We start from the raw sequence: 15622 nt of genomic DNA, 5'->3' as shown, positions 1-15622 counted from the left end.
CGTCCTTGCCGCTGTTCCGAGCGATTGAGTGAAGATCCTATGCCTGCGCAGTACTTTCGAAACCTGACGGGAAAACACCGCACCGCGACCGCGAACCGTCAACTCGGGTTTTCGCTCGCCTTCGTCGCCGGCGCAACCAACGCCGGCGGGTTCCTTGCGGTCAAGCAATACACGTCGCATATGAGCGGCATCGTGTCCGCAATCGCGGATCAGGCAGCGCTCGGGGACATCCGTCTCGCGTTCGCCGGCATCGGTTCGCTGGCGTCGTTTCTCGCAGGAGCGGGGTGCTCGGCGGTGCTCGTCAACTGGGGGCGGCGGCGCAGCCTGCAAAGCCAGTATGTGCTGCCGTTGCTGGTCGAGGCTGCGCTGCTCCTGCTGTTCGGCCTGCTCGGCAGCCACCTCGCGCTATGGGAAGCGTTTTTCGTTCCCGTGACCGTCATCCTGCTGTGCTTTATCATGGGCCTGCAGAACGCGATGATCACGAAGCTGTCGGGCGCGGAGATCCGCACGACGCACATGACCGGCATCGTGACCGACTTCGGCATCGAACTGGGCAAGCTGTTTTACTGGAACAGATCGGCAGTCGCCGCGGACGCGCACGCAGTCATCGCAAACCGCGCGAAGCTGAGGATCCATGGCACGATGCTCGCGTCGTTCTTCGTCGGCGGCCTGACCGGCGCAATCGGCTTCAAGCATGTCGGCTACGTGTCGACCGTGCCGCTCGCCGGCGCACTTGTCGCACTCGCGATCGTGCCCGTAGCGGATGACGTGCTGACCTGCCTCTATCGGCTCGATCTCGGGCGTAGACCTGGCGCGAGGCGGGACGAGCTCTGACCCGAAATGCCGGTGATTTCAGGCGGATCAGGCATTGGCGCGCGTGATGCCGAAAGCGAATGCATTATAATTCGATTAACATATTTGCCGACTCGCGCTCGCAATGGAAACGAAAACCGCACGCCTGACCGTCCTGATCGACCCCGCCAAGAAGGAAGCATTCGAAATGCTCTGCTCGGCGCAAGATCTGACGCCGTCGCAAGTCGTACGGCAACTGATCCGCGAGTATCTCGACCGTCACGGCGTGACTTACAAGACGAAGAGCCCGCTCGGCAAGCGGGTGAAGTAAAGCGCCGGTCGAACCCGCACGCCGGTCAAGCGCCGATTTCCCAGTGTGCGTGCCCTTGCGCGTGCCACTTCAACCGCTTCGGATCGAGGCACGCCCCTTCTTTCAGGCGCCTGGCGGTAGAGGACAGCTCGAGCTCGCCGGCAAAGGCATATGAGCGGGCGCGGTCGAGCAGAACTCGCGTCGACGGCAATCGACGGTCACTTTTCCACGCAAACGCGACAAAATTGCTGTCGTCGCCGCACCGCACGATCGCAAAGGATGAGCCGAACACCGATTGCAGCCGCTCGACATGCATCGGCAGCGCCGGATCGTCGTCCGTGAAGTTGATCACAAGGACCCCCGCGTCGGACAAACGTTCGCGACAGGCGGCGAAGAATGCGATGTCCGCACACCGGCCCGGCATGCCATCCGCGACGAACGCATCGAGCAGGATCACGTCCGTGCGGACGCCCGCCTTCGTCACGTAGTCCGCACCATCGGCGCAAATCACCATGAACCGCGCGTCGTCAGCCGGAATCCTGAACACGTCACGCAGCGCGATCACTTCGGGACTGATCTCGACGGCGTCGATCGCAACTTCGGGCAGATGCCGATAGCAGTACTTCGCCAGCGATCCCCCGCCGAGCCCGATCATGCAGATGCGCCCGGGAGCCGGCTGCAGCAGCAGAAATCCCATCATCACGCGCGTATAGCCCAGCGCGAGTTTCTCCGGATTCCTGACGGACATGAAGCTCTGAGTGGCGAAGTGATCGAAGTGCAGCGACACGGCGTGCCGCGTCTCCAGCACGACGGGCTGCCCATCACGCATGGGTGTCGCCAGGAATTTGACGAACGCGTCGTAGGAGGTTCGATCCTCATCCATTCTCGGTGTGCCCCGGGTATCCAGCAGTCGATTGAATCATCCGCGACGAGCCGCGCGGGACAGCGGCGGCGCCCATTGCGAGCAGCCGGTCAGACCTTCTTCAGGAAGCACGCCTTGAGCATGAAGCTGCCGGCGTCCGTCTTGCAGTCGATCTCGTGATCGCCGCCGACGATCCGGATGCTTTTCACCTTGGTGCCCATCTTCAACGTGATCGACGAGCCCTTGACGCGCAAGTCCTTGATCAGCACGACCGAATCCCCATCCGACAGCACGTTGCCGTTCGCATCCTTGACGACGTCGCCAGCAGGTTCGTCGCCCGCGTCGGCGCCAGCACTCGCCGACCATTCGTGTCCGCAGTCCGCGCACACGTAAAGCGTGCCGTCCTGGTACGTGTTTTCCATCGCGCATTGCGGGCATGAGGGGACGGCGTTCATTGCGGCTTCCATCAGGGCAGTTTCGATCAGTCAGTGAAAAAAGGGCGAGCAACCTGCCTCGCCGAAGCTGGCCGCCGTGCCCGCCAACTTGTCGGCGGGCACATGGCGACACGCAGACATTATAATGCAATACACATAATCTGACCGCTCGATTATAATCTGCCGTGCGCCGCCTTTCAGCGGACTTGCGGGTGGTTTCGCTGAGGATGTCGACATGTTCGAGCTGGATGATGTGCTGCTGTTGCCAGATCGGCGCCCCGTAACGTTGCGGGAAGCGGCGGGAAGCCGGGGGCTTGTCGTCGTGGGTGTCGGGCGTGGCGGCGAACGCGGCTTCCAGATGGTTCACCACTTCCATGACGCGGCAGAACAGCTCGCAGCGGCAGGGATCCATCTGGCCTTCGTCTATCCGAGGGAGTCGGCCCGGCATGTGATGGACCCGATCTCGGTCGCCAGTGCGCGGTTCAGGCGCCATCCGTGCCTGCTGCTGGACGCCGACGACCGTTGTTTCAGACAGGGCGTGCCGCCTCGATCGCTGTGCGCGGTGTTCCTGAATGGCGAAATGAAACGGCTCGCCGCCATCGACATCGATTTGCAGAGCACGACGTGGGAGATCGGGTTGCGGGCGTTTCTGACGTGCTGCCAGATCGACACGGCGCACTGCCCCCAACGACCTATCTAGAGGCTTTCGCAAAGAACGTGGCAACCGTCGTGTACTTTCAAATCGGTTCAAGCTGGAACCGGAATCGCGCGTGCGCTGCCCAGGATGCGCTTGCCGACACGGCACGTCGCTTCGAAAGCGACATCCTGCTGATCGCAAACGGGCGCCGCGGCAATGCGAAGGATGGCATGGCGATCGCATCGTTGCAGTTGCGTGGCGGCACGTCGGCTCAAGTGCTGGCCGCCGGCCCGGATGAAGAGGCTGCGCTTCGCGCGCTTTTGCCGTTGTTGCAGGAAGGCTGACCCGCATGCCGCCCGTCGACCTGCCATTCCTGGGCACTCGCGCCTTGTATCCTGACGCTGCCGCGGACATACCGGTCATCGTGGAATCCGAGCACCTCGTGTCGCTGTGCTTTGACGGCCGCGGCATGCAAAGCACGATGCTGCGCGCAGTCCCCGATGCGCTTGCAATGGGATACACGCGCACGATGATGGGATTCCTGCTGCTGCAACCCGCTCCCAAGCGCATCTGCATGATTGGGCTCGGCGGCGGCTCGCTGACGAAGTATTGCTATCGGCAGCTGCCGGAGGCACGCGTCACCGCAATCGAAGTCAATTCGGAAGTCATCGCGCTGCGCGACCGATTCTGCATCCCGCCCGACGACGAGCGTCTGTCGGTCGTTTGTGCGGACGCCGCGCAGTACATGTCGACGACCTCGCAAACTTTCGACACGCTGTTGCTGGACGGCTTCAATGCGGGCGGCGCTCCCGCCGAACTCGTCAGCACGGCCTTCTACCAGGCCTGCCACGCGCAACTGAACGACGATGGCGTGCTGGTTACCAACCTGTTGAGAGACGACCCGCGTCTTGGCGACTGTCTGGCAAGGCTTCGCGAGACGTTCGGTCCATCGGTCGCACTTGCCCCGGCCGAAAGCAGTGCGGCAAATCTGATTGCTTTCGCGTGGAAGAACGATGCGCCGTTACCGTCGCTCGAGGCACTGATGGAGCGCGCAGGTCAACACACCGGACCGTACCGCGTCGATCTCGTCGAAGCAGCCGTACGCCTCGAGGTCGGCGCCAGCTACGACTGGACGCGCTTGGGCGCGTGCGTGGCCACCTGATCCCGCAATACCCGGCGCCCACGGCCATTATCAATTTCTGGAGATCCGATGAACGACAACGATACGTCAAACGCCCAAACCATTTCGGCATCCGCAATCTGGGCACTGGAACGTCTTGCCGAGGTCCGCTATGGGCGAGAGGTGCCCGCACTGGGCTGGTCGGTCACGCGGGAGCTCATCAGCGCGGGATTTGTCGACTATCCGATGAACCGCCGCCCAAGCATTTCAATTACCACGGCCGGCCGGACATTCCTGAAGAATCGGAAATAGACCCCGCTGACCGCGCCTGACATCAGGCGAGCCGATTGGTCAGCCACTCAAGACTGGCTATCCGTTGCCGGCCCCTCCGGCCGACCATGGCTCGCGCACCATCGGCTCACGCGGCAGTCAAGCCGGCACGCCGGACTGGTGCGCGACGAGACGCGCATACGCGCCCTGCCGCGCCAGCAGTTCGGCATGCGGCCCCGCCTCGATCACCTTGCCGTGCTCGAAGACGAGGATCGCGTCCGCGTCCCGGATCGTCGAGAGCCGGTGCGCGATGACGATCGACGTGCGCCGGCCCATCAGGTCGGTCAGCGCATCGCGGATCTGCTGCTCGCTGATCGTGTCGAGATGGGACGTCGCCTCGTCGAGAATCAGGATCGGCGCGTTCTTCAGGAATGCGCGCGCAATCGCGATCCGCTGGCGCTGGCCGCCCGACAGCTGCACGCCGCGCTCGCCGACGCGCGTCGCGAGCCCGTCCGGCAGCCGCGCGACGAACTCCGCGAGCGCGGCGCGCTCGATCGCGCGCCGGACGTCCGCCTCCGACGCGTCGGGCGCGGCAAGGCGGATGTTCGCTTCCAGCGTGTCGTTGAACAGGTAGGTATCCTGCGCAACCAGCGCGATGTGCTGCCGCAGGTCGTCGAGCCGCAGGTTCCGCAGATCGACGCCGCCGAGCGTGATGCGCCCGTGCTGCGGATCCCGGAAGCGCAGCAGCAGGCTCGCGACGGTCGACTTGCCGGCCCCCGATGCGCCCACCAGCGCGATCGTGCTGCCGGCCGGAACGTCGAAGCTCACGCGGTCGATCGCAGGCACGCTGCGGCCGGGGTAGGTGAAGCTCGCATTCTCGAAGCGCACCGCAGGATTCGCGGGCACCGCGCCCGCACCGTCGGTGACCGGCACGGGCTCCTTTTCCACGGCGCGCAGCCGCCGCGTCGAGCCGATCGTGTCGGCCAGCTCGCGCGCGACCTGGCCGATTTCCGCGACCGGCATGAAGGCCGCGACCGCGACGAGCACCAGCAACGGCAGCGATTCGTGCGCGAACCAGCCATGCGCGCACAGCAGCGCACCGAGCGACGCGACCGCAAGGCCGCCCAGCCCGCTCGCCGTTTCGAGCGCGGCGCCCTGCCGCGACAGATCGTCGAGCAGTTTCGCACGCTGCCTCTGGCACGCTTCGACGTCGTCGACGAACGCCGCCCGCCGGCGCGCCAGCGCCTGCAGCGCGGTCAGCTCCGCGAGCCCCTGGATGGTTTCCGTCAGGTGCGCGCCGAGCCGGCCGAGCGCGTCGCGCGCATCGCTGCCGAGCTGGTCGATCCCGAGACGCGCGAGAACGGGGGCGAGCCCGGCCCACATCAGGAACGGCAGCAGCACGAGCGCGAGCGGCCACGCGACCCATGCCAGCAACGCAAGCACGCCGGCCGGCACGAGCAGCGCGACAAACGCCGGCGCGAGCGTATGCGCGTAGAAATACTCGACGGTTTCGACGTCCTGCGTCGCGAGCGCGACCAGATCGCCGGAGCGCCTGCGCTGCAGGCCCGCGGGCGCGAGACGTTCGAGCGTGTCGAACAGCGCGATGCGCATTTCCGCAAGCAGCCGGTACGCGACATCGTGCGCGAGCCACGATTCGAGCCAATGCAGCACCGCGGCGAGCGGCGCCGCGCACAGCAGCGCCGCCAGCAGCGCGGCGAACGGGCGGCCGGCCGACACGGCGCCGACGACCAGCGCACTGAGCACGCCGACGCCGATGAAGCCGAGCACCCTGCCGATCCCGAACAGCACGGTCAGCGCGATCTTGCCCTTCCACGGACGCACGAAGCGCAGCAGCGTCTGCAGCGTTTCCGCCCAGCCGATCGCATCGGCGTCGTCACTCAACGGCCGGACCGTCGGGCCGGACGGCGCCCGCGCCGCCGGGCCGGCGGCCGGCGCGGCGACGGCGGAGTCGGCGGCCGCGTCGAGCTGCGGCCCCATCAGGCGGCGATACGGCCCGTCGCGCGCGATCAGCTCGACATGCGTTCCCTCGTCGACCACGCGCCCCTGGTCGAGCACCAGGATGCGATCGGCGCCGATCACGCTCGACAGCCGGTGCGCAAGGATCAATGTCGTGCGGCCCCGCGTCAGCCGATCGAGCGCCTGCTGGATCACCGCTTCGTTTTCCGCGTCGACAGACGACAGCGCCTCGTCGAGCACGAGAATCGGCGCATCGCGCAGCAGCGCGCGGGCGATTGCGATGCGCTGCCGCTGGCCGCCGGACAACATGAGCCCGCGCTCGCCGATGCAGGTCGCATAGCCATCGGGCAACGCTGCGATGAAGGCGTGCGCATTGGCGGCGCAGGCTGCGGCGATCATGTCCGCGTCGCTCGCATCGGGCCGGCCGAGCCGCAGGTTGTCGGCGATGCTGCCGTCGAACAGCGTCGCATCCTGCGCGACAACCGCGATCATCCCGCGCACCTGATCGGGATCCAGCGCGCGGACGTCGTGGCCGCCGATGCGGATCGTGCCGTCCTGCACGTCGTGCTGCCGCAGCAGCAGGCGGACGATCGTCGACTTGCCCGCGCCGCTCGGCCCGACGACCGCGACCGTCTCGCCCTCGCGGATCGTGAAGCTCAGCGCCGCGTGGGCATCCGCGCGCCGTCCCGGGTACGCGAAACGCACGCCGTCGAACGCAATGTCCGCACCCAGCGTGCTCACGCGTGGCGCCGCGCCGGCCGGGGCGTCGCTGCGCGCATCGAGCAGCGCGTGGATCGCGTTCGCCGCCGATTGGCCCATCATCCCCTGGTGGAGCGCCGCGCGCAGGTCGCGCAGCGGCCGAAAGATCTCGGTGCCCGCCATCAGGATGATCAGCAGCGCCTCGAGGCTCATGCCGCCATGACGCACCCGCCATGCGCCGACCGCGATCGCGGCGGCCGCGCCTAGCCCGGTGCCGAGGTCGGTGAACAGCCGCGTCAGCAGCCCGAGCGCGAGCACCCAGAACGTGCTGTCGGACAGCGCGCGGGCCTGGCGCGCGAGCTTCCCGCCGAACGCCGCGCCCTGCCCGAACGCCTTCAGCGTCGGCAGCCCCTGCACGGCGTCGAGGAACGCCTCGCCGAACGCCTTGAACGCGGCCGAGCGCGCGAGCGCCGCACGCCGATCGGCGCGGTGGATCAGTTGCGGCAGCGCGAGCGTCACGAGCGCCGCGCCCAGCAGCACGGCGGCGGTCGGCACGTCCCACCACGCGAGCACCGCGAAGATCATCACGGGCGCGCAGGCTGCGATCACGAGCTGAGGCAGGTACACGCCGAAGAAAGTCCGCAGTTGCTCGACGCCGTCGACGACGGCCAGCATCACGCCGCCCGTACGTTCGCCGCTGAACCATGCGGGACCGAGCGCCGCGATCCGGTCGAACAGCCGCGCGCGCAGTTCGGCCTGCACGCGTCCCGCCGCCTGCTGCGCAAGCACGGTGCGGCGGTGCTCGAGCCACGCGCGCAGCACCACGCACACGGCGGTCGCCGCGGCCGCCGCCGCGATCTGCCGCGCGGGCGCGCCGTCGAACCCGAGCACCAGCACCCGGCCGAGAAACACGAAGCGCAGGATGCCGACGCCCATCGCGAGCAAGCCGAGCGCGACCGCGCCGCCGAGCTGCCAGCGCTGGCCCGCCATCATCGTCCATAGCCGCCTGTCGAAATACATGAAGTGCCCTCCGATTCGCTTGTTCTGGTTGGTGTCGATAGCGGATCAGAGGCTACGCGCGCCGGTGCCGCGTCGCAAAAGATGATTTTTCAACGGGTGTTGAGTCTCCTACAATACCCCGCATGTCCCACCTCCCTCCCCTGAGCGCATTGCGCGCTTTCGAAGCGGCCGTCCGGCTGGGCGGGTTCGCGCGCGCGGCGGCCGAGCTGAACGTGTCGACGAGCGCGGTCAGCCACCAGATTCGCGCGCTCGAGGAAGTGCTGGGCGCGCGCCTGCTCGAACGCAGCACCGGTCTCGGCGGAATAAGCGTCACGCCGGCCGGCGCACGTCTGCTGCCGGCCGTCAGCAGCGCGCTGTCGCTGCTCGGGGACGCGTGCGCGGACATCCGGGGCACCGCGAAACGACTCACGGTGTCCGCGAACGCGCCGTTTTCGTCGATGTGGCTCGCCCGCCGCCTGGCCGAATTTTCGGCGCTGCATCCGACCACGCCGTTGAATGCCGTGGTGCTCGACGACGAACCCGACTTCGCGCGCGATGGCATCGATCTGGCGATCGTGCACGTGCCGCAGCAGAAGCTGAAACCCGACGACGACGTGCTGCTGAAGGAAACCGTGTTCCCGGTATGCAGCCCCGAGTTGCATCCGTTCGCATCCGGCGCCGTGTGCCGCAGCCGGCTGCTGCAGGAGATGCACGAAAACAGCCCGGAGATCGACTGGCGCAACTGGGCGTCCGAATTCGGGCTGCCGGACGACTTCGAGACCAAGATCATCCGTTACAGCAGCTTCAGCCAGGTGATCGGCGCGGCAGTCGGGGGCGCGGGGATTGCGCTCGGCCGCACGCCGCTGATCGAGCCCGAACTGCGCAGCGGGCGGCTCGTTCCGCTCATTCCGGGCTTGTCGCGCGCTGCGTCGTGGCGTTTCGTGATGCGCAGCAATCCGTCCCGGCGGCATCGGCTGCTGGATCCGCTGATGGCGTTTTTGCGCGACGAAGCATCGAAGACGATGTCTGCGGACCCGCTCGATGCGCTCGACGCGCGCGATCCGGCAACGCGTCACGCCGTGCGGCGCGCAAGCCGCGAAATCGGTGACGCGGCATGAACGCACCGCTGCGTGCGGCAAGTTGGCCGGCGGGCATTCACGCCTGGCCCCGGAGACCGTCATGACCGAACTCCAGCTTGAATCCGTATTGACCTGCCCGCACTGCGGGTTCAGCCGGCAGGAAACCATGCCGGTCGATACGTGCCAGTTCTTCTACGAATGCCACGGATGCAAGGCGCTGCTGAGGCCCAGGCCGGGTGATTGCTGTGTGTTCTGTTCGTACGGCTCGGTCCGTTGTCCGTCGAAACAGCAATCCGGAAACGGGACGCCTGGTTGCGACGCCTGCGCTTGAATCGCAGCTGACTTCCACGGATCGCCCGCTAACGATTACCGGCCATGCTCGCCACATGCTTGAGCAACGGCAAGAGCGAGGCAGGAATCGCGTGGAAGGTATCCTGACAGGCGCGTCGGCCGTCGCACACGCGTCCGAAACCCCTTCCGTCCGACGGTCGTGAGTCGCGCGTATCCCAATCGCGCACCGCAGATGTCGCTCTGTCGCTCGACAAACCCGATTTTCCCGAGAGGCTGCAGTGATCGTGTCACTGCGGCTACCGTTACGCCAAAGCGTTCGGCCAGATCCGCGCGCCGCAATGGAAGCACCACGAAATACTGTGCGATCAAACGGTTTGTCGGGCCGAAGACCGTACAATTTCGCATAAACTGTTCGATCGAACGGTTTTTTCATGGAATTGCCGGTTCAGCCAAAAAAACTCGCCGATCGCACAGTTTCCTCTTGATTTTCCCGCCGCAGATGTAATACTGTTTGATCGTACAGTTTCTCTTCCTGCCGCTGCGGCGGGCAAAACGGCAGCGCCATGACCGTCCGGCCTGCCGCCGACGCCCCCGCGGCCGGAGTGTCTCGACATGCGTTACCCGATAGAGCAAGCGTCTGACATCGGCGGCGTGATCCGCGCCGCCCGCAAGATCCAGAACCTGCGCCAGGACGATGCGGCCGGCAGCGTCGGCGTCAGCGAATCGTTCATGGTCAAGGCCGAGCGCGGCGCGGACACCGTCCAGTGGGGCAAGCTGTTCCAGATCCTGCAGGGGCTCGGCGTACGCGTCGTGTTCGACATCCCCGACGCGAGCGACGAACTGCTCGCGCGCCAGTCGGCCAGGGCGAACCACCGCGCGAGCGTCCGGGAACGGCGGGCCGCCGAACGGTTGCTGCTGCGCGTCGAAGCGGCTCGAGCGCTGCACGCCGGTGCAGACCGCGCGCTCGCCGCGCCGCTCGCCGACGAGCGCGTGCTGAAGGCTGCCCGGCTGCTGGTCGCCGATGCCGACACCGCCGGATCCGCCGCACACGCCGATGACTCAGCCGACGAACGTCCGCCGCATCGGCCGGACGAGCCCGCCGCGGCCCGCGCGCTGACTATCGCGCGCCGCATCCTGGGCGACGCGGAAGCGGCGCGCGCGCCGAACCGCGAACGCACGGAGACGCCGCATGACTGAGCGCTCCCTTGTCGCGTCCATCGACGGGCAGCGCATCGGCACGCTGCATGAAGACCGGAACCTGTGGGCGTTCGAATACGCGCCGTCGTGGCTCGACGCGCCCTTGCGCTTCGCGCTGAGCCCTCATCTGCCGCTTCAGGCGGACATCCAGCGCGACGGGGCGACCACGCGTCCGGTCCAGTGGTATTTCGACAACCTGCTGCCCGAGGAAACGGTCCGCGCGCTGCTCGCGAACGACGCCGGGCTGCCCGACATCAGCGACGCATTCGCCCTGCTCGCGCATTACGGCCGCGAATCGGCGGGCTCGGTCACGCTGCGCGCGCCGGACGATCGTGCAGACGACGACACGCGGCTGCGGCCGCTCGACGACGCCGAGCTCGACGCACGCATCCGTGCGCTGCCGACGGTCCCGCTCACGCACGACGCACCGAAGAAGATGTCGCTCGCGGGCGCGCAGCACAAGCTGCCGGTCGTGCTGCGCGACGGGCGGCTGTACGAGCCGAGCGGCCAGGCGATCTCGACGCACATCCTGAAGCCGAATCATCCGCACGCGCACGACTATCCGCATTCCGTCGTCAACGAGTGGTTCGTGATGACGCTCGCGCGCCGCGTCGGTCTCGATGTGCCGGACGTCGAGCGCCGCTACGTGCCGGCGCCCGTCTACGTGATCCGCCGTTTCGATCGCGAGATCACGGCAGACCGCGTCGAGCGGCGGCATGCGATCGACGGCTGCCAGGTGCTCAACCTCGCCGCGACGATGAAATACACGGGCTGGTCGCTCGACGCGCTCGCGGCGCTCGCGAACGCGTGCCGTGCGCCCGCGCCGGCGCGGCTGCGGATCTTCCGCTGGCTCGTGTTCTGCATCGTGGTCGGCAACGGCGATTCGCACCTGAAGAACCTGAGCTTCGTCGTCGGCGACAGCGGGATGACGCTGGCGCCGCATTACGACCTGCTGTGCGACGGCGTATACGAAACCGCGACCTACAGCGCGAAGAGCCGCTGGCCGGATCTCACGGAATTCACGCGGCCGGTCGCCGGCGTGCAGCGTTACGCAGCCTTCACACGCGACGTGCTCGCGGCAGCCGGCGTGGCGCTCGGGCTTGCGCGCGCCACCGCGCTGCGCCATGTCGACGCGCTGCTCCAGCGCATTCCGGCGGAAGCGGACACGCTGCTGCGCGACGTCGCGCGCGAGAACGATGCGATGATGGCGAGCCGCCCCGAACTGACCGCGACGCTCGGCGGCGAAATGCGTCTGCTGAGGGCGATCCGCCATATCGTGATTCACGAGATGGTCGCGCATCTGAGAAGCAGCTGACGCACCCGTAAGGATTGCACCTGTAAACTCCATCAAAAACACGGCCGACCCCGGCAGAAGAGAGCTGCCAACCACCATGAACGAATCCGCCCGAACCGCCCTCGCCGATCGACTCATCGCGATGCTCGACGGCACGCCCGGTCATCCGCGCTTCGACGACACGCCACCCGACCTGTCCGGCCTCGATGCGCATGTGCTCGGCAAGGTCTGGCCGGCGCTGCGCCGCGCCGATCACCTGCAGGACTACGCCGATCTCCGCTTCAAATCCGCGCGCTGGCTGCACGAGCAGATCGACGCGCTCGACCTCGTGCCGCTGCTCGACGAGACGGCGAGCGTCGAACTGTTCCGCGACATTGCCGGCGGCGACCTGAAACGTGCGTTACAGGAACTGCCGTACCTGTCGCGGCAGCCGTCCCCCGCCGTGCAGGCCGAGCTGGAGCGCATCCTGCGCGACACGCCCGAACGCGGCTGGGGTGGCTCGATGACCTACGGGCTGTACGCGCTGGAATGGTTTGCCGGTCGCCGCGGCCAGAGCGCGCTACGCGACCAGGTTGCCGAATCCCACCAGGATTCGCCGTTCCGCGCGCGGGAATGCGGCGCCCTCGCGGAGCTGGGGCCCGCCGCGCTGCTTGCGCTGGCGGCAACGAACGACGGCTACTTCGCGCCAAAGCGCCTGTGGTTCGATCTCGACGATCCGGCCGTCACGCTCGCGGACGAAATCGCCTACGTCGAATTCGCACGCGAGACGCTGACGGAGGCCGCCCGACTTATCGCCGACATCCACGACGGACGCGCCCCCTACGCGGCCGATCGCGCGTTCACGACCGACGACGCGCAGGTCGTCGCGCGTGCCGCGCGTGTGGCCGCGTACCGCGACGAGCCGTGGTTCCGGCCGCTGATCGGGCCGCTCTTGAGCGGCGTGTGCGTCGCGCCGACCGCCGCGAAAACCGCGCCGTCGCAGTCGCTCGCGATCGCGCTCGGACATGCGGTCGAAACGATTCCGACGCCGGAGAGCGTCCGCGCGCTGCGCGGTGCGTTGGCGGTCGTCCGGCACGCGGGCGTGCAGAAGAAGCTCGCGCGCAACCTGAAGCCTGCGGAGCGGGCGCTCGGCGAACGGCCGCGCACGGCGCTGCGGATGACGCTCGACGCGAAACCGGACAAGAAGCAGCTGGCGATGCTCGCCACGTGCATGGAAGCGGGTTTCTGGCAGGCGATGACGCTCGACGTCGCCGAATGGCGGCAGCGCCTCGTCGATGCGCCGGCCGGCGCCGCGTTCTCGACCCGCATGATCTGGCAGGCTCGCGCACGGGACGGCTCGCACACGTCGTTCATGCCGGACGCGACGAAGAGCGGCGTCGTGCTGCGCGATGCGGCCGGCGCGCCGTGCGAGATCGACGCGCATGGCACCGTGCGCTTGTGGCATCCGCTGCTGGCCGGTGCCGCCGAGCGGCTCGCGTGGCAGCGCGTCGTCGTCGAGCGGAGAATCCGGCAGCCTGTCCGGCAGGCGCTCCGCGAGTTCTACGTGCCGGCGCCTGCGGACCAGCCGGCCAGCGGCACAGCGATGTTCGACGGGCATGTGGTGGCGGTTCGTCCGCTGCTCGGGCTCGCACGGCGGGAAGGCTGGGCGATCCGTTCGTACGACGACGGCCTCGTGCGCGAATTCGGCGACGTGCGGGCGGCTTTCGGTATCGCCGCGAGACTCTATCCGGGCGCGGACGGCCACGGCACGTCGGGCGCGATCGGTTTCGAACGCCGGGACGGTCGGCGCTGGATACCCGCGCCGATCGGGCAACTCGACCCGGTCGTGTTTTCGGAAGTCGCGCGCGCGACGGACCTGCTCGTGAGCGTCGCCGGCTTTGCACTGGACGACGATGCGACGGATACGGATGCGCAGGTGGACGCCGCCGGGCGCGATCGCCGGTTTGCCGAGCGGCAGGCGCGCGATAATCGCCTGTATCGGCTGTCGGCGGTGCCGCTCGGCGTGATGGCGCAACTACGCCGGCATACGCTGTCGCTCGTGCTGGCCGAGCGGATCGCGCAAGGTGCGGTCGCGATCGACGAGCGGCATGTGCGGGTCGGCGAATGCGCCGTGCATTGCGCGACGGGACGCGTGACGCGCAACGGCGAACCGGTCGACGTGACGCTCGATCTGGCGGCCGCCCGGACGCGTACGGCGCCGTGGCTGCCGTACGATGAGGCGCTGCTGCAGCGGATCGTGGATGTCGTGGAGACCTTGTTGAAGTAAACGGGCGGAGGCGCTTGCCCTCGCCGTTACTGGAGCCGCCCGTTACAGCTGCCGCTCGACGTCCATTCGCTGGTGCAGAACACGAATCACGTCCAGTGTCGCGTCAACGCGGCGACCTGCTCACATACGCGCACGCGCGGGATGCGCTTGAAGTCAATGTGCGCGCGAAGACCGACGTCCCGACGATGATCAACTTCAACTTCCTTTCGTCGGTGAGTTTTTGAAGCGCGTCAGCTTTCCCGCCCCCCGCCATCGGGCGCATCGTCGCCGTAGTACTTGATGCCGATCCGAATCGGCTCGCGAGCGGCTGCTTTGCGTTGGCGATTGGTGTCGCGCAGCGAGTACGCACAGCCGCAGTATTCCTGCTGATAGAAATGCTCGCGCTTGCTGATCTCGATCATGCGCGTCGAACCGCCGCCCTTGCGCCAGTTGTAGTCCCAATAGACCAGCCCCGGATAGCGCGCAGCCGCACGCGCGCCGCAGTCGTTGATCTGCTGCATGTTCTTCCAGCGCGAAATGCCCAGGGAACTCGTGATGACGGGAAAGCCGTGTTCGTGAGCATGGAGTGCGGTGCGCTCGAATCGCATATCGAAGCACATCGTGCAGCGCACGCCGCGCTCGGGCTCGTTCTCCATGCCGCGCGCACGCTCGAACCAGTTGTCCCGGTCATAGTCCGCGTCGACGAATGGAATGCCGAACTTCTCGGCAAAGCGGATGTTCTCGTCCTTGCGCAGGTCATATTCCTTGCGGGGGTGAATGTTCGGGTTGTAGAAGAAGATCGTGTAATCGATCCCCGACGCAAGCATCGCCTCCATCACCTCGCCCGAGCATGGCGAGCAGCACGAATGCAGAAGCACCTTGCGATGCCCGCCGGGCAGCGGTAGCGGTTTGCGTTCCTCGGAAGCTGTCACGTTGACTCCGGAATCGAGAAGAGGGTTGACGTCGGCATCGGCGCCTGCAACGCGATTCACGGCGCGCCAAAGAGCGCTTTCCGGATAGCGCCGTGCATCGCGTCGTCCGCCTGGTCGGCGCGCGCTCTTGCCGCACCGAGGTCCGGTGAATCCCGCTCCGTGTCCACCAGCGCGCCATGCGCGTCGTCGCTTGCGATCCACGCGCGCGCGATGTCGCGCAGCGTTTCCCGATCGGTACGCAAGAACCGGCGCACGGCCTCCCGGCCGATCTCTTCGTACATCGCCCAGCAATCGTCGCTGCCTTCGTCGAGCGCCTTCAATACCCGCTCGACCGCGTCGTCGGCCGCTTTGGTCACGTTGTCTTCCTCTCCAGCAAAAGTACGGGGCGGGCCGGCATCGCAGGCCGGCCGCGCCGTCGCACCGGGGCAGGACCTGCGGATTTCACGAATACACCGGGAAACGCCTGGTCAGCTCGGCCACTTGC

The 15622-nt window shown here is 67.2% G+C and carries 17 protein-coding genes; 12 read left to right on the top strand and 5 right to left on the bottom strand.

The features are described 5' to 3' along the window. Window positions 1–39: 39 nt before the first annotated feature. Both ACV229_RS38805 and ACV229_RS38800 read left to right on the top strand, forming a co-directional pair. Window positions 40–834, top strand: a complete 795-nt coding sequence (locus ACV229_RS38805) for a YoaK family protein (protein WP_448088342.1) — start codon at window positions 40–42, stop codon at window positions 832–834. A 103-nt stretch (window positions 835–937) separates the two neighbouring features. Next, entirely contained in the window at window positions 938–1123 is a 186-nt protein-coding gene (locus tag ACV229_RS38800) for a CopG family transcriptional regulator (protein ID WP_448088341.1), read from the top strand. A 25-nt stretch (window positions 1124–1148) separates the two neighbouring features. On the opposite strand, the gene ACV229_RS38795 is transcribed toward ACV229_RS38800, so the two are convergent. Next, the gene (locus ACV229_RS38795; protein WP_448088340.1) at window positions 1149–1985 is read right to left on the bottom strand and encodes a spermidine synthase; all 837 of its coding nucleotides are present in this window, start codon (window positions 1983–1985) and stop codon (window positions 1149–1151) included. Between the two features lie 89 nt (window positions 1986–2074). Further along, window positions 2075–2419 (bottom strand): zinc ribbon domain-containing protein YjdM, encoded by a 345-nt coding sequence (locus tag ACV229_RS38790; protein ID WP_448080685.1) that lies wholly within the window; start codon window positions 2417–2419, stop codon window positions 2075–2077. Window positions 2420–2633: 214 nt separating this feature from the next. Between ACV229_RS38790 and ACV229_RS38785 the strand changes: the two genes are divergently transcribed. Genes ACV229_RS38785 through ACV229_RS38770 form a run of 4 tightly spaced genes read left to right on the top strand, consistent with a single transcriptional unit; the run spans window position 2634 to window position 4467 of the window. Next, the gene (locus ACV229_RS38785) at window positions 2634–3098 is read left to right on the top strand and encodes a hypothetical protein (protein ID WP_448088339.1); all 465 of its coding nucleotides are present in this window, start codon (window positions 2634–2636) and stop codon (window positions 3096–3098) included. Between the two features lie 17 nt (window positions 3099–3115). Beyond that, on the top strand, window positions 3116–3379 hold the full coding sequence (locus ACV229_RS38780) for an HPr family phosphocarrier protein (protein WP_448088338.1): 264 nt from the start codon (window positions 3116–3118) through the stop codon (window positions 3377–3379). 5 nt (window positions 3380–3384) lie between these two features. After that, on the top strand, window positions 3385–4197 hold the full coding sequence (locus ACV229_RS38775; protein WP_448088337.1) for a fused MFS/spermidine synthase: 813 nt from the start codon (window positions 3385–3387) through the stop codon (window positions 4195–4197). A 48-nt stretch (window positions 4198–4245) separates the two neighbouring features. After that, complete coding sequence (locus ACV229_RS38770) at window positions 4246–4467, top strand: hypothetical protein (protein ID WP_448088336.1); 222 nt, start codon at window positions 4246–4248, stop codon at window positions 4465–4467. Between the two features lie 117 nt (window positions 4468–4584). On the opposite strand, the gene ACV229_RS38765 is transcribed toward ACV229_RS38770, so the two are convergent. Next, window positions 4585–8121: an ABC transporter ATP-binding protein/permease gene (locus ACV229_RS38765; RefSeq protein ID WP_448088335.1), complete on the bottom strand. Its 3537-nt coding sequence runs from the start codon at window positions 8119–8121 to the stop codon at window positions 4585–4587. A gap of 122 nt (window positions 8122–8243) precedes the next feature. Here ACV229_RS38765 and ACV229_RS38760 point away from each other — a divergent pair, with 122 nt between their 5' ends. The 6 genes from ACV229_RS38760 to ACV229_RS38735 all read left to right on the top strand — a co-directional run bounded on the left by ACV229_RS38760 (window position 8244) and on the right by ACV229_RS38735 (window position 14451). Then, a complete protein-coding gene (locus ACV229_RS38760; RefSeq protein WP_448088334.1) occupies window positions 8244–9218 on the top strand; it encodes a LysR family transcriptional regulator in 975 nt (324 codons plus the stop codon). 61 nt (window positions 9219–9279) lie between these two features. After that, window positions 9280–9510, top strand: coding sequence for a GDCCVxC domain-containing (seleno)protein (locus ACV229_RS38755; protein WP_448088333.1), 231 nt, complete (start codon window positions 9280–9282; stop codon window positions 9508–9510). A gap of 572 nt (window positions 9511–10082) precedes the next feature. Continuing rightward, window positions 10083–10667: a helix-turn-helix domain-containing protein gene (locus ACV229_RS38750; RefSeq protein ID WP_448088332.1), complete on the top strand. Its 585-nt coding sequence runs from the start codon at window positions 10083–10085 to the stop codon at window positions 10665–10667. Next, window positions 10660–11982, top strand: a complete 1323-nt coding sequence (locus ACV229_RS38745; protein ID WP_448088331.1) for a HipA domain-containing protein — start codon at window positions 10660–10662, stop codon at window positions 11980–11982. The genes ACV229_RS38750 and ACV229_RS38745 overlap by 8 nt, the downstream gene beginning before the upstream one ends. A 76-nt stretch (window positions 11983–12058) precedes the next feature. Then, complete coding sequence (locus ACV229_RS38740) at window positions 12059–14227, top strand: DUF4132 domain-containing protein (protein ID WP_448088330.1); 2169 nt, start codon at window positions 12059–12061, stop codon at window positions 14225–14227. Window positions 14228–14322: 95 nt separating this feature from the next. Beyond that, window positions 14323–14451 (top strand): hypothetical protein, encoded by a 129-nt coding sequence (locus tag ACV229_RS38735; protein WP_448088329.1) that lies wholly within the window; start codon window positions 14323–14325, stop codon window positions 14449–14451. Between the two features lie 6 nt (window positions 14452–14457). On the opposite strand, the gene ACV229_RS38730 is transcribed toward ACV229_RS38735, so the two are convergent. Both ACV229_RS38730 and ACV229_RS38725 read right to left on the bottom strand, forming a co-directional pair. Then, window positions 14458–15138, bottom strand: a complete 681-nt coding sequence (locus tag ACV229_RS38730) for an epoxyqueuosine reductase QueH (protein WP_448088328.1) — start codon at window positions 15136–15138, stop codon at window positions 14458–14460. A 56-nt stretch (window positions 15139–15194) separates the two neighbouring features. After that, on the bottom strand, window positions 15195–15458 hold the full coding sequence (locus tag ACV229_RS38725) for a hypothetical protein (protein WP_448088327.1): 264 nt from the start codon (window positions 15456–15458) through the stop codon (window positions 15195–15197). Window positions 15459–15622 lie beyond the last annotated feature (164 nt).

It is taken from the genome of Burkholderia sp. MR1-5-21 (genome assembly GCF_053427715.1).
Note: the sequence above shows the minus strand (reverse complement) of the source record. Positions and strands in the feature narration are given on the sequence as shown.

Excerpts from the sequence above, each read along its gene's own strand:
- ACV229_RS38805 (WP_448088342.1), top strand. The coding sequence starts at position 40 with ATGCCTGCGCAGTACTTTCGAAACCTGACGGGAAAACACCGCACCGCG.
- ACV229_RS38800 (WP_448088341.1), top strand. The coding sequence starts at position 938 with ATGGAAACGAAAACCGCACGCCTGACCGTCCTGATCGACCCCGCCAAG.
- ACV229_RS38795 (WP_448088340.1), bottom strand. The coding sequence starts at position 1,985 with ATGGATGAGGATCGAACCTCCTACGACGCGTTCGTCAAATTCCTGGCG.
- ACV229_RS38790 (WP_448080685.1), bottom strand. The coding sequence starts at position 2,419 with ATGAACGCCGTCCCCTCATGCCCGCAATGCGCGATGGAAAACACGTAC.
- ACV229_RS38785 (WP_448088339.1), top strand. The coding sequence starts at position 2,634 with ATGTTCGAGCTGGATGATGTGCTGCTGTTGCCAGATCGGCGCCCCGTA.
- ACV229_RS38775 (WP_448088337.1), top strand. The coding sequence starts at position 3,385 with ATGCCGCCCGTCGACCTGCCATTCCTGGGCACTCGCGCCTTGTATCCT.
- ACV229_RS38770 (WP_448088336.1), top strand. The coding sequence starts at position 4,246 with ATGAACGACAACGATACGTCAAACGCCCAAACCATTTCGGCATCCGCA.
- ACV229_RS38765 (WP_448088335.1), bottom strand. The coding sequence starts at position 8,121 with ATGTATTTCGACAGGCGGCTATGGACGATGATGGCGGGCCAGCGCTGG.
- ACV229_RS38760 (WP_448088334.1), top strand. The coding sequence starts at position 8,244 with ATGTCCCACCTCCCTCCCCTGAGCGCATTGCGCGCTTTCGAAGCGGCC.
- ACV229_RS38755 (WP_448088333.1), top strand. The coding sequence starts at position 9,280 with ATGACCGAACTCCAGCTTGAATCCGTATTGACCTGCCCGCACTGCGGG.
- ACV229_RS38750 (WP_448088332.1), top strand. The coding sequence starts at position 10,083 with ATGCGTTACCCGATAGAGCAAGCGTCTGACATCGGCGGCGTGATCCGC.
- ACV229_RS38745 (WP_448088331.1), top strand. The coding sequence starts at position 10,660 with ATGACTGAGCGCTCCCTTGTCGCGTCCATCGACGGGCAGCGCATCGGC.
- ACV229_RS38740 (WP_448088330.1), top strand. The coding sequence starts at position 12,059 with ATGAACGAATCCGCCCGAACCGCCCTCGCCGATCGACTCATCGCGATG.